We start from the raw sequence: 12,751 nt of genomic DNA on the forward strand, positions 1-12,751 counted from the left end.
AATCCGCAACATCGTCGCCAGTGCGTACGGCTGCCGACCTGGCCGCCCCGACACTGGATAGTGCGGCGCGATCAGGGCAAGCAGTTGCTGCCACGGAACAACCTGCTCCATCTCGGCAAGAAAGATCTCGCGCCGGGTCTGCTTACGCTTGCCCAAGCCCTCAGCGTCACCGAACGTCAGCTGCATGGATGAATCCTCTACATAAGGCGATAGTGTCGCGCATCTGCGGTGAGTTGATCAGACCTTCCCTAGAACAGCGTTTCCTTGAACGGCAGCATGGCCGCGCCCAGCACGGTGGCATGCGCCGTCACCTGCCCGACCTGCAGGGTCGGATACGGCAATGCAACGCCCCGCCGCGGCGCAGGTTCGAAGGCGATGCGGGCGATCAGCCGTTGCGCAAGATCGGTTGGCAGGCGCGCGCCAAAAACAATCACACGCGGATCGATCAACGCAATGATCGCCGCCACCGCAAGCGTCACGGTCGGCTGCACTGCATCCAGCCACGCGTCGATCTGCGGCCACGCCGCATCGTAGTGCTGCAGCATGGTGTGCAGGTCCGGCAGCGCGTAGCCATCGGCAGCCAGCGCCTGGCGCAGGCTTTCCAGCGTTGGCCGCGCCATGCCGGTGATGGCCGAGATGCGCCCCAGTTCGCCCACATTGCCATGTTCGCCGCGGCGCACCTTGCCGGCAGCAATCACGCCGGCAGCAAAGCCGTCGGAGATCGACAGATAGACCAGATCTGGCGATTGGCGGCCAATGCCGTACACGGCCTCGGCCAGGGCGGCGCAATGGGCGTCGTTGTCCATCCAGACCGGTAGCTGCAGGCAATCGGCGACAAACCGATCCAGCTCCACCTGCATCCATTCCGCTGCCAGCGACAAGGGCGGATTGACCCGGGTGCCATCGCCGATGCGCGGGCCGGTCATGCTCAGACCGACGCCGAACACATGCTGCCGATCCACGCCGGCCGCCCGTAGCAACGCCTCCACCAAGGTCGGCAGTCGTGCACGCACCACCGCCAGCGTCAGCGGGAAGGCCGTGAGCTGGCGCATGCCACGAACCTGGCCGGCGAAGTCGATCAGCACCACTGCAAAGCCATCGACCATCACCGACACTCCGACGCTGTATGCATACCCCGGCACCAGACTCACCTGCGCGCTCGGTTGGCCACGGCCACGCCGCAGCGAGGGCCGCAACTGCAGCAGGCCGTGCGCCACCAGCGGGTCGACGATGCCCTTGATGCCGGGCACGCTGAGCCCGCTGGCGCGCGGCAGATCCGCACGCTCGAACTGCCCGGCCCTGCGGATCAGATCCAGCAGCAGGCGCTCGTTGGAACCGGCGGCCTGCCCATCGCTGCGACAGCGGTAATGCGAACGAATAGCTACGTTTGCGAACAAAGAGGGCATGCAGGGCGAAACGTCCGTCGTTGTCATAATCGCTTTAATTAAGCAGCTTAATTTAATCCGTCCGCGGCCCTGCGTTGGGGCCATCGACGTTGGTATCGTGCCATGCGCCTGTTGCATCCCCCTTCCCGACCCCGTTGCGCTGCCCTGTCTGGCCCACCGCATCCGCATCCGCATGCGCTATCGCTGGCGCTGGGGCTGGCCTTGATCGCTTGGCTTCCCTGGCAATCCACCGCTGCGGACATGTCCGGCGGAGCCGACGCGCTGACCATGGATGCGGTGCAGGTGCGCAACCCGGTCCAGTCGCAGAACACGCGCGCCATCGCCACCAAGCAGGCGGCGCCCACCATCGTGGATTCGGTCGCTGCCGACAGCATCGGGCAATTGCCTGACTTCAATGTGGGCGATGCGCTGCGCCGGGTCACCGGCGTGAGCACGGTCGAGTACCAGGGCGAACCGCGCTATGTGACGGTGCGCGGCCTCAACGGCAACTACAACAGCATGCTGATCGACGGCTTTGCATTCGCCAGCAACGACATCGGTAGCCGCCAGGCGCTGATGGATGTGCTGCCGGCGAACTTCGTGGACCGCATCGATGTGGTGAAGTCGCTGCTGCCGGAGAACGATGGTGGCGCGATCGGGGGCGTGACCAACCTGGTCACCGCCACCGGCTTTGCCCGGCCCGATGGCCTGCTGACCGCCTCGGCCAAGGGCGGCGCCAACCTCATGGGAAGCCGCTATGGCGGCCGCACGCCGGTGGGCGAAGGCGAGCTGAAATGGGGCAAGCGCTTCGGGCGTGACGGCCAGTTCGCGTTTTTGGGTGCGGCCAGCATCTGGCGCCGTGAGATTTCGGTGCCGCAGCAGGAAAATGGAGGCGCCCTGAACTGGTACAACGCCGATGGCACGCGCGCGCCGTCGGCCTATGGCGGCACCGGCGCTGCGGTGCCCAGCGAACGGCGCTGGTACAACTACGACAACACCCGCGAACGGCGCGGCGTGACCGCGCGCGTGGATTGGCAGCCGGACGGTCCGCTCAGCGGCCATGTGTCCGGCTACACCTTCAACCAGCGCGAATCCTCCGACCGCAATACCCAGGCCGCCCAGGTGCAGAACAGCGCGCGCCTGACCCGCAGCGGCCCGCAAAGCGGCACGCTGGACAATCTCAACCAGCTCGTCGAGTTGGGGCAACTGCGCTGGAAGCGGGGGCTGTCCGGCATCAACGGCGAACTGCTGGCCGAGCTGCCTGGCCAGTGGCGCGGCGCGCTGCGGGCAAGCACCTCGCGCGCCACGGTGGACAACCCGCAGACCTGGGACCGCTTCCAGCAGAACCGCCTGGCTTACGGCTTCGATTGGAATGGCACCCTGCCGGCATTCACGGCCCTGGACCCGGCACTGGCCGACGACCCGACCCGCTACGCCAACCTCAACCACCAGCAGGAGCGCACCACCTACGCCGAACGGGTGAGCGACCTGCAACTGGAGCTACGTCGCAACATGGACGACGACAGCCGCGGGCTGGGACTGGCCTGGGGCCTGCGACAGGTGCGCACGCACATGCAGACCGCGTTCCAGCGCACGACCTGGAGCGGGTTGCCCTATTCGCTGGCCGATGTGCTGGGCGATCCCACCTGCGCCCTGGGTTGCAACGCGCCCATGTTGACCATCGACCCGGACCTGGCCGACGCCCGCTGGGAGGCCGCGTCCGGCCAGGCGCGCGGCGTGGTGGACACCACCGCGCAGAACAGCGGCACCTACACGGTGGATGAGCAGGTGCGCGCCGGCTTCGCACAAGCACAGTGGCGCGGCGAGCGCTGGCGGTTGACCGGCGGCGTGCGCCTGGAGCAGACCCGCTTTGGCAGCAGTGGCCAACAATTGAGCGGAACCGTCTGGGCGCCTGTCAGTGCGCAACGCACCTACCGCAACTGGTTGCCATCGCTGGCCGGCCAGGTGCAGACCAGTGCCAACGGCACCTTGCGCTTCGGCGCCTCGCGCTCGATCGGGCGACCGCGCCTGGACCAGATGGCCTTGAACGGCGGCGTGCTCACACTGGGCAGCAACCCGCCCACGCTCAACCAGGGCAACCCGGATCTGCAGCCGCGTCGCTCGCAGAATCTGGACCTTGGCCACGACTGGACGTTCGACGATGGCGGCAGCCTGCTGTCGATCGCGCTGTTCCACAAGACCATCGACAACGAGATTTTCCGTTACGGCCAGCTGCAGAGCATCGACGGCGAGCAGGTGCTGGTCACCCAACCGCGCAATACCGACCGGCCGGTCCGCATGCGCGGCGCCGAACTCGGCGCGATCAAGGAACTGGGCCCGTGGCTTCCCGCGCTGGCCGGGCTGTCGGTCGGTGCCAATGTCACCTTCCTGGACGTGGACTACCCGGTGGTGCTCGGCGATGGCAGCCGCACCACCTTGTCGGTGCTGCCGCAGCAACCCAAGCAGCTGTGGAATCTGACCCTGAATTACGCCCGTGGGCCGCTGCGCGGCACCCTGGCCTGGAGCCGGACCGGCGAGCTGTGGGACGACCGCTACCCCAACTACAGCAACCAGCAGGAGTTTTATCGCAACCGCTACCAACAGCCGCTGGACCGTCTGGACCTGAAGCTGGCCTGGGACGTCTCGCCGGCAGTGGCCGTGAGCCTGGATGTGCTCAACCTGACCGGCCAGGGTTACGAGTACCGCATCGGCCGCCACCAGGAATACGTGCAATCGGCCTGGAAAATGGCACCCACCGTGATGCTCGGCGTCAACGTCAAACTCTGAGGGTTTTTTCCATGTCGTCGTTTCTGGACACACGCATCAGCCGCCGTCACCTGATGGCTGCCACCGGCGCCTCGCTGCTGGCCACCGGTCTCACCACACGGGCCATGACGCCGCCGCCCTCGGATGTGGGCCGCAAGTTTCTGCGCTCGCGACGGCCGATGCCGTTTGCCGGCAATACCTTTGTGGGTCACCTGGAACAACAGGGCGATGGCTACGACAGCTTCGACCGCGTGCTGAATATCTACCGCGAGTTCCCCGAGCAGCGCTTTGCCCACAAGTTCGCCGTGCTGCCGCCGAGCAGCTACCACGTGACCTTGTTGGGCGGGGTCAATGAGATCGACCGTGCGCGTGGGCCCTGGCCGAGCGATCTGCCGCGCGACCATGCCTTGGCGGATATCAACGCGGCCTATCTGGCGCGGTTGAAGGAGCGCGCCGCGCCGCCCTTGGGCGCTTGCCGCTTCCTGGTCGACCCGACGGCAGCCAGGACCGGCAATAACGACAATCTGCTGATTCCATTGAAGCCGGCCGACACGCAAACCGCGCAGCGCCTGGAAGCGGCGCGCCAAGCGCTGATGCAACTGACACGCTTGCAGCGCCCCGACTACACCAACTTCCAGTTTCATATTTCGCTGGCTTACCTGTGCGACACGCTGGATGCGGCAGAGCAGACGGCGTATCGCACCGCGGTGCGCGGCTGGCTCACACAGCTGGCAGCCGCGGGGCCGATCACGGTGCCACGCTTTCATTTTTGTACGTTCGACGACATGGACGCATTTCGCACGGTGCTAGAGGTCTGAGGTTGCGTTGGGACGGCGACGCAGCGATGTGCGCCGGCCACGTGGTTTCAGAACTCCCCGCCGCGCACAGCGAGCTTGGTTTCCCGCCTGGTGTGCTCGGCAAAGGCCTGGCGCTGCGCTGGTCTTGTGCATCGTCCGATCACCGGTGCGCTTGCGTCACCGCCGTGGTCATCTGCCACGCGGCAAACTCCTGCTCGAAATCGGCCAGCGTCAGCAGCCCCATGCAGGCATGCGCGCCGATCGGCAGCCGATGCCCGGCAGCGAGCTTGCGTATCAGCAAGACAGCGGCGAAACAGGGAATTTCCGGGCCATGCAGCATCGCGGCGGTGAGGTCCCAGTGCAGCACCAGCGGGCGGCTCGCCCCGTCCGCGCCATCGCAGGTGCCGCGCAGCTCCACCCGCATGCCGCCCAGATCGGTGCCGAAGCGGTCAAACCAGCGCCCGGCGTTGGCAAACGCATCGGCCAGGCGCTGCATCGGTAGCGGCACGCCGCGTTGACGTAGCCAGGCGACGCCGGCCAGGCAGCGCTGCAGGAACGGCACTTCCAGCGCCGCACGAAATTGCACGGTCTGCACGCCGGGATAGCGCTGCGGCAACAGGTCGTGGTCGGGCACATCGCACGGCGAGGCCAGGCGTGGGGCGAGCTGCGCGAAGTGCACGCGCGTGGGGCGTGCCCAGCCCACCACCTGCTGCCAGCGGCCAGCCTGCCACCAGTTGAAAGGCGTGCCGCAATACGACAGCACCGCACGCACGGTGGCCAGACCCAACGGCGTGCCCTGTGCGGGTGCGATGACCGTGCCGATCTCGTGCAGTGCCGAAAAGCGCGGCAACAGCGCATCGATCACCGCGCTGGACAATGCCGGCAAGGTACTGGCACCGCTGATCGCCACGCGCTGGGCTTGGCGCGCGGCGGGATCCATCGCCGCGGCGAAATCGCGGACGAAGGCGCGGCCATCGGCCAGATCGATGTAGTGCATGCCGGCCTGCAGGCAGCAGCGGGCCACCGCGTACTGCTGTCCCTGGAACGGCCCGGCGGTATGCACCACCGCATCGGCGCCGGTGGCCGCCAGTTGCACGGAAAAATCGCTTGCATCGATATCCAGGCGGCAGGTGGAGATGCGGCCGGGTGCGACATCCGGCCAGGTGGTCGCTGCATCGCCCGGACGCCGGCCCGCGGCAATGACGTGGATCTGCGCGGTTGCCGCCAACGCACGCACGATGCGTGCACCGAAGTGGCCGAAGCCGCCCAATACCACTACCCGATACGTCATGGCCTGCTCGCCGCCTGTGTCTGTGCACAGTATCGGCGAGCGCACCACGATGCACGCACATGCACGCGACCGGCGCAGTCCGGCTAACCGTCGATACGCGTCGCCAGCCCGCTTCTCAGTGCTTCGCGCAATACCTTCAATGCCTGTTGCGTGGCCAGGCGGGATGCACCGGCCTGCTTGCTCGCCAACACGGGCTGTCGCTGCGCCAGTGCCTGGTGCTGCCTGGCCAACGCCTGCAGCGCATCGGGCGTTGCAGGCGGCTGCGCCGAGGTGGACGTCGTGGCCGATGCTGTGCGTGTCGAGGCCCGCAGCAGGCGCGGCTCGGCATGCGCGGACAGCTGCGCGGCGAGTGCGGCCTGCCGTTCGCTCAAGTCTTGCTGACGTGCGGCCAACCTGGCTTGAGCGTCGGCCAATTGCTGGCTGCGCAGATACGCCACAGCCAGCTGATGGAGCAAGGTTGGATCACGCACCAGATATTGCGTCCCATCGGCGCGAAACCACAGCACGCGTCTTCCATCGCCAGCGTAGCGGCGCGCCGTATGCAGGTCATCGGGCGTGCCGTGCATCACTTCGCCATCGCCATGCACCAGCACGTAGGCATCGCCTTCGCGCTGCGTGTTTGCAGTGGCATGGCTGCAGGATTTATGCGTGCCGACGCGCGGCCGTGCCGGTGCAGCGGCTGTAGTGGGAGCGACCGGTGTTGCTGGAGACATGGCAGGTGCAGCAGGTACGGCAGGTCCTGCGTTGGCCGGGGGCGCTGCTGGTGCTGCCCGGGCGGCAATGGCAGGCGCAGGCGCCGTGGGTGCGGTCGCGGCTAGCGGAGTGATCGCAGGCGCGCGCAGCGCAGCGGCAACCGGCGCGGTTCGTGCAACGTTCATCTGCGGTGTTACTGGCGCAGGCGGTGCGATGCCACCCACAGGCACGACATCGGCAATGGGTGCAGCCTGCGTCGTTGAAGGCGTAGCAAAACCAGCAAAGACCGGCGTAGCAGGTGAGGTGTGCATACCGGCAACTGCAAGCACGGCAGAGGCGTGCGCGATGGCCGCGCCGCCGGCAACTGCGGCAAGGGCCACCAGCAACGCCGAACGCAGGCACAGCATGGGGGAAGTGGTCTGGATCATGGGAGTTCTCCACGAAAGGCACAGTGAGTTGAGTGCGCCTGCGCAGGGCACGCAGGCGGATGGAAACAGCGATCACGCGGCCACGGCGTTGCCGACGCTGCAGGCGTCGTGACGCAGGAGTGCCGGGCTGTGGCGGGCCCGTGGTGTTGCAAGTGCTGCCTTTACCGAGGCGATGCCAGCGCATTGCGCCGGCACGTGCCTGGCATCAAGACCTGCGCTAAAAGCAGCAAAAAGTGACTTCACTCAACGCACGGTGAGTGCGGCCGGTGCGCTGAATCGGCATGTACCGCGCGCACTGCGATTCCGATCGCGCCGGCCACGCCACCTGACGACTGCTCGCTACGTTCTGTTCTCCACTCTTGCTGCGGCGGCGTGTCTGCCGGCCGTGCACGGCCGGATGTGGAGTGACGCTGCATGCCATGCCGTGTTGCTCCGTGACCAACGGAACCCATCGCCGCGGGAACGTGCGGTCTACCGCGACCCACGCGGGTTCTCGCGATTGGGTCGCTGCGACAGCGACAAGCCCGTGCGAACCGCTGTCGGCTATGGCGGCGAGCAGCTGGCGTAATTAATACGCCAAGAAGCGACGCGTCCCCGAACCTATGCGTGGTGCCTGCTCACTCCTCGTACCACCACGCCCGCCCGACGGTGAGCGCAGGCGTTTCGTCAATGGTGTCTAGTTGTTCACGCGCTCTGCTTCTGCTTGCGCCTGGTCTGCCTCTGCTTGCGCTTTTTCGGCCTCCACCTGCGCTTGCGCTGCCTCGCGTTGCGCTTGCGCCGCTTCCCGTTGGCCGCGTCTGGCCTCGGCGCGGCCCTGCAGAGCGGCCTGCTTGGCCATCTCGACCTGGTGCCGCGACAGCGCGTCCGCTTGTCGCACCGCGGCGGCATACGCGTATTGCGCCTGACGATGCTGCTGCGCCACGTCGCGAATCTGCTGCTGGGCTTGGCGTGCTTGCTGTTGCGCCTCCTGCTTGGCCTGCGCCAGTTCCGGGCCGAGGGAGGCCAGTTGTTCGCGTGCTTCCTGCAATGCGTCCTGTGCGGCCTGCATGCGGTCTTGCTGTAGTTCAAGGTCGTGGTTGTCGGCAGCGAACGCATCGCGCACGGCGGCTTGCGCGTCATGGGTGGCATCGCGGCGGATGCGGTCCAGGTCGAGATTCCAGCCGCTGTCTGTCGGGTCTGCGTCCTCGTCATGCAGCGGTTCGGCGCCCAGCACATCGGCGATGACACCGTGCGTGGCAGGGGCGGCCGCTTCCGCAGGCACAGCCGGCAACGCCGGTGCAGGCAACGCGCGCATCGGCGCTGCGGCGTCGGCAGCCTCTGCCGTGCTGCTGCCCTGTACACGTGGCGCTGGCGGGGCAGTCACCACAACCGGCTGCATGCCGGCAGAGGTCACCGGCGCCGGCACCGGCATGGCCACCAGGCGCAGCGGCAGCACACCGCAAACGGCCACCGCGGCCAAAATCATCGCGGCGGCCAGCCGCGGAAACGCGTGGGTGTCCTGCAACATCGACAGCCTGCGCTTCAAGCTGATGAACGAAGGCGAGGCGCTTGCCACGCCACCGCGCGGGCGCGGCGCCACGCCCAGTTGCAGCAACAAGCGGCCGTAGTCATGGCGGCAATGGCGGTGCCCGGCGACCACGGCGGCATCGCAGGCGGCTTCGCGGGCGATCGCATATTCGCGCGCGGCCAGATGCACCAGCGGGTGGAAGAAGAACAGGTGCTGCGCCAGCGCCGGCAGCAAGCCCCACCACAGATCGCCACGACGCAGATGGATCAGCTCATGGGTCAGCGCCATGTCCAGATCGTCATCGGCCATGTGCGGCAACCGTGCAGCAGGCAGCAGCAACACCGGTTGCCACGGGCCGATCAACTGGGGCGAGTCGATTTGCGATGACAGCCGCAGCGCCGGCGGGCGTGACAAGCCATGCGCCTCAGCTGCCATCTGCAACGCCTGCACCAAGGCCTGGTCATTGCAGGGCTGCGCCGCGCGCACCAATGCACGGCTGCGCAGATAGGCGCGCGCCGTGCCGGCGGCCAGCACCAGCACGCCGGCCGCCCACAGCGCCAGCAATGCCACCGGCCAGATTGACCACGCGCCAGCCTGCATGGCCTGCGCGGTGGCGCCCGCATGCGCGGCCATGGATGCCGCGGCGGTGGCGTTTGCCAGTGGCGCCAGGCTGTCGGCCGAGCCCAGCGCGCTCGTCACGCTATGCGCCGGCAGCACCGGCAGTTGGACCGGGTTGCTCCACACCAGGCCCACCACCGCCTGCACGCCCACCAGCCACCACAACCAGGTCTGCGTGGCTGCCGGCAGGCGGCGCACGCCGCGGCACAGCGCCCACACCACCAACACCAGCACCGCGGTCTGCACGCTGGTGGCGCCAAGCTTCCATAACACCGCTTCGATCAGGGGCGACATGACTCAATCCTCCTTACGCTGCGACTGCAGCTTGGCGACCAATGCTTCGAGTTCGGCCAGTTCGGTATCGCTGACTTCGGCGCGTTGCGACATCCACGCCACGAACGGCGACACCGAACCCTGCAGGGTCTTCTCGACGAACTGCCCCACCGCCCCGCGCACCACGTCGTCCTGGCCCGCGGTGGCGCTGTAGCGGTATACACCGTCGACCTGCTTGCGGCGCAGGAAGCCTTTGGCCCGCAGCCGCTCCATCATGGTCAGCACGGTGGAGCGCGCGAGCCCGCGCGGCTCACCGAACGCGGCCGCCACTTCGCCCACGCTGGCATGCCGCTGTTCTTCGATGTATTGCAGCAGGGCCAGCTCCTGGTCCCCGATGGTCTTGCCGCGCATGGCGCTCTCCCTGACTACAGTTGTCGCTACCGTAGGCCTGACGACAGCTGTAGTCAATAGGTCGGATGGCAGGGGGGACGTGCGGGTTGCCGTGGCGTCTGTTGGATGCGGCAGAAGGAGGGAACAGGGCTTAGTTCGTGAGAATGATGATTAGGCAGAAGTTGAGAGCGAAAGCTGCAAGGAACCTAGTATCAGGTGCGATCCGAGCGACCTCTTGAAGTACTGCTGGGTGTGTGCCCTAATCAGTTCATGGACCTCCGCACCATGAGCACCGCGTTTCGAATACCGGCGTGATCGATTGATCGATCACGCCCCTGTAGCTCAATTGGTAGAGCAGCGGATTTATATCCCGTCAGCGCCAGATAAGCGGCTAGTGCCGGTTCGAGCCCGGCCAGGGGCACCACCCCCTTAGGCGTCATCGCGACGCCGTATGGCCCCAAGTTTTGGGGCGAAGAACTGGTATGAACACAAAATCCCAAAGCCCGCTCCCGTGGAGTGGCATGAGTGGCCGAGAGAAAGCGGTCTGGGCAGCCGTATAAGCGCGCCACTCGGACGACCCAAGCCTGGGCGTCACGAACGCAAATGAAGCGGTTCGGCCTCAGGACCCAGGAGCTGGATGGTCCGCCACCAGAGGTTTGGGTAGAACCAAGTCGGAAAGGCATGCGGATCTCCTTTGAAGACTGGAAGGTCTGGTACCCGATTAGTTTTGAACTTCAATACAAGGAGCGGCCGTCTGCCGAGCGGCTCGTTGCCGACTACGAGGCGTTTGATCGCGGCCGCACTGACTTCTGGTGAGGTTCTTCCTTGATACGGAATGGGCAGATCCCATGGGCTCTGAGCTGGTCAGCATCGGTCTGGTCAGCGAGGACGGAGTGCACCGCTTCTACGCCGAGCGGGCACCCTTACCGGATAGGCCAACCGACTTTGTGCAGCATGTGGTCTACCCGCTGCTACAGGGCGGCTCGTGTTTGATGTCGGAGATGGCCATGACCGGTCGTATTTGGGTATCGGACCCCATCACCAAGCAGCTGATCGAAGTGCCCGCGCTTGACAGCGACTATGCGCGAGGCCTGACTCGCTGGCAGCACAACTTCATCTCTGAGACCCGAAAAACTCTGGACGAAGAGGGGATCAAAGTGTCTTTGTCTGAGGCACGCGCTCGCCTGACTGAGATGATTGAGGAGGACATGCGCTTGACCAAACGGAAGCAGCGCCAGCGTCACGGTCGCTTTCTGGAGAAGAGCGCAAGTACCACCAAGCCCGAGCCAGCCGATCCCGAGAGCTTGCCCCGACCGACGAAGAAGCGGCAGGCGAAGCCAAAGGCAGTCGATGACGGATTCGAAAATTCCGCACCAGCAATGATGACTGACAGTGGCGTCGCCCGTCTGCCTGTCCGCCGAGTGGGTACGGATTTGGCTGTTGAGGTGCGCTCATGACTGCTGTTGCTGCGAAGCTCCCGCGAGCGCTGGTGAAGTCGATTCGAATCGGCTTCGACGCGTATGGCCGAGTTCTAGATGCGCTGGAGGATGCGTTCGACGACGTGCCTTATGCCTGCTCTCCCATCTGCCTCCATGTCATTGGCCCGCCGCGCGTCTCCAAATCGAGCGTGGTCCGAGAGTTCGAAGCGCGGTTTCCCCAAGTGCGTACAGAGCAAGGACTGTCCAAGCCAGTTCTCTACGTCGGCATTCCGTCGCAGGGAACAATCAAGGGCATCTTGCACAATACCCTGCAGGCGCTTGGAGATCCAAACTACAAGAAGGGTACGCGCGATCAGCAGACTGAGCGGCTGAGACGCCTACTTCTCGAGGTTGACTGCAAGATGATCATTCTCGATGAACTCCAGCACCTATGCGACAAAGGTCAGAAGCGGATGCTCGACTATGCATCTGACTGGTTGAAGACATTGGTGGAGGACAAGCGCTTTGCGCTTGTCCTCGTCGCACTTCCCGAGTCACAGTCGGTGATCACGACGAATCCGCAATTGGTTGACAGATTTCGTGCTCCGCTATGGATTCGGCCTTTCGACTGGTCCGACTCCGGAGAGCGCTCTGAGTTTCGGGGCGTCCTGCAGGCGTTCTGCGACGCCCTCGGCCCCTATGAATTCCCGTCACTTGCTGGAAGCGTCGAGCTCGCCTTCCGTTGCTACTTGGCCTGTGCAGGGAAGATCGGGCTGCTGACGTTGATTCTTGATGAAGCGATTCGCGCCGCTTATCGGAAGCGCGAAGTGCGACTCGAAGATCTTCAGGCCGCCTACGAAAAGGTTATCTACTTCTCAGGAAAATTTCCGATCGACGATGGCCCGTTCCTCGGACGATTGAATCCTGGGTCATCAGAGGCTTCCACCATACTGCGCGAGGTGATGGCCAATCCACCTCGGGAGCATAACGAAAAGCCTGACCAGGCCAACCTTGGAACTCTAGGGAAGGTCTGATCAACTCACCGCAGATGCGCGACACTATCGCCTTATGTAGAGGATTCATCCATGCAGCTGACGTTCGGTGACGCTGAGGGCTTGGGCAAGCGTAAGCAGACCCGGCGCGAGATCTTTCTTGCCGAGATGGAGCAGGTTGTTCCGTGGCAGC

10 protein-coding genes, 1 tRNA gene, 1 other RNA gene and 2 pseudogenes are annotated in these 12,751 nt (G+C 65.4%); 8 read left to right on the forward strand and 6 right to left on the reverse strand.

Going from position 1 to position 12,751, the window contains the following annotated elements; genetic code table 11:
- Both J7367_RS14700 and J7367_RS14705 read right to left on the reverse strand, forming a co-directional pair.
- Positions 1-186 (reverse strand): annotated as a pseudogene (locus tag J7367_RS14700) (IS5/IS1182 family transposase); the annotation flags it as partial.
- 62 nt (positions 187-248) lie between these two features.
- Complete coding sequence (locus J7367_RS14705; RefSeq protein WP_057664126.1) at positions 249-1,406, reverse strand: ROK family protein; 1,158 nt, start codon at positions 1,404-1,406, stop codon at positions 249-251.
- Between the two features lie 102 nt (positions 1,407-1,508).
- Here J7367_RS14705 and J7367_RS14710 point away from each other — a divergent pair, with 102 nt between their 5' ends.
- Positions 1,509-4,172, forward strand: coding sequence for a TonB-dependent receptor (locus J7367_RS14710; RefSeq protein ID WP_176214974.1), 2,664 nt, complete (start codon positions 1,509-1,511; stop codon positions 4,170-4,172).
- A gap of 11 nt (positions 4,173-4,183) precedes the next feature.
- On the forward strand, positions 4,184-4,969 hold the full coding sequence (locus J7367_RS14715; protein WP_007964877.1) for a DUF1868 domain-containing protein: 786 nt from the start codon (positions 4,184-4,186) through the stop codon (positions 4,967-4,969).
- A 139-nt stretch (positions 4,970-5,108) separates the two neighbouring features.
- On the opposite strand, the gene J7367_RS14720 is transcribed toward J7367_RS14715, so the two are convergent.
- Together J7367_RS14720 and J7367_RS14725 are read right to left on the reverse strand one after the other, a co-directional pair.
- Positions 5,109-6,290, reverse strand: coding sequence for a saccharopine dehydrogenase NADP-binding domain-containing protein (locus J7367_RS14720; protein ID WP_057664128.1), 1,182 nt, complete (start codon positions 6,288-6,290; stop codon positions 5,109-5,111).
- 32 nt (positions 6,291-6,322) lie between these two features.
- Complete coding sequence (locus J7367_RS14725; protein ID WP_244667826.1) at positions 6,323-6,952, reverse strand: hypothetical protein; 630 nt, start codon at positions 6,950-6,952, stop codon at positions 6,323-6,325.
- 689 nt (positions 6,953-7,641) lie between these two features.
- On the opposite strand from J7367_RS14725, the gene J7367_RS14735 reads away from it, so the two are divergent.
- Positions 7,642-7,715, forward strand: a non-coding RNA gene (locus J7367_RS14735) — sX9 sRNA.
- 321 nt (positions 7,716-8,036) lie between these two features.
- Here J7367_RS14735 and J7367_RS14740 read toward each other — a convergent pair.
- Together J7367_RS14740 and J7367_RS14745 are read right to left on the reverse strand one after the other, a co-directional pair.
- Positions 8,037-9,779: a M56 family metallopeptidase gene (locus J7367_RS14740; protein ID WP_057664138.1), complete on the reverse strand. Its 1,743-nt coding sequence runs from the start codon at positions 9,777-9,779 to the stop codon at positions 8,037-8,039.
- Positions 9,780-9,782: 3 nt separating this feature from the next.
- A complete protein-coding gene (locus tag J7367_RS14745) occupies positions 9,783-10,169 on the reverse strand; it encodes a BlaI/MecI/CopY family transcriptional regulator (RefSeq protein ID WP_003482061.1) in 387 nt (128 codons plus the stop codon).
- A 310-nt stretch (positions 10,170-10,479) separates the two neighbouring features.
- On the opposite strand from J7367_RS14745, the gene J7367_RS14750 reads away from it, so the two are divergent.
- The 5 genes and pseudogenes from J7367_RS14750 to J7367_RS14770 form a co-directional block, all read left to right on the forward strand.
- Positions 10,480-10,572 (forward strand) — tRNA-Ile (locus J7367_RS14750).
- Positions 10,573-10,751: 179 nt separating this feature from the next.
- Positions 10,752-10,964 (forward strand): hypothetical protein, encoded by a 213-nt coding sequence (locus J7367_RS14755; RefSeq protein WP_057664141.1) that lies wholly within the window; start codon positions 10,752-10,754, stop codon positions 10,962-10,964.
- 32 nt (positions 10,965-10,996) lie between these two features.
- Entirely contained in the window at positions 10,997-11,605 is a 609-nt protein-coding gene (locus J7367_RS22320) for a hypothetical protein (protein WP_244672313.1), read from the forward strand.
- Positions 11,602-12,600 (forward strand): TniB family NTP-binding protein, encoded by a 999-nt coding sequence (locus J7367_RS14765; protein WP_209028948.1) that lies wholly within the window; start codon positions 11,602-11,604, stop codon positions 12,598-12,600. The genes J7367_RS22320 and J7367_RS14765 overlap by 4 nt, the downstream gene beginning before the upstream one ends.
- A 51-nt stretch (positions 12,601-12,651) precedes the next feature.
- Positions 12,652-12,751: pseudogene (locus tag J7367_RS14770) on the forward strand (IS5 family transposase); the annotation flags it as partial.

Source organism: Xanthomonas sp. D-36-1 (genome assembly GCF_017746155.1).
Taxonomy (GTDB): domain Bacteria; phylum Pseudomonadota; class Gammaproteobacteria; order Xanthomonadales; family Xanthomonadaceae; genus Xanthomonas; species Xanthomonas cissicola.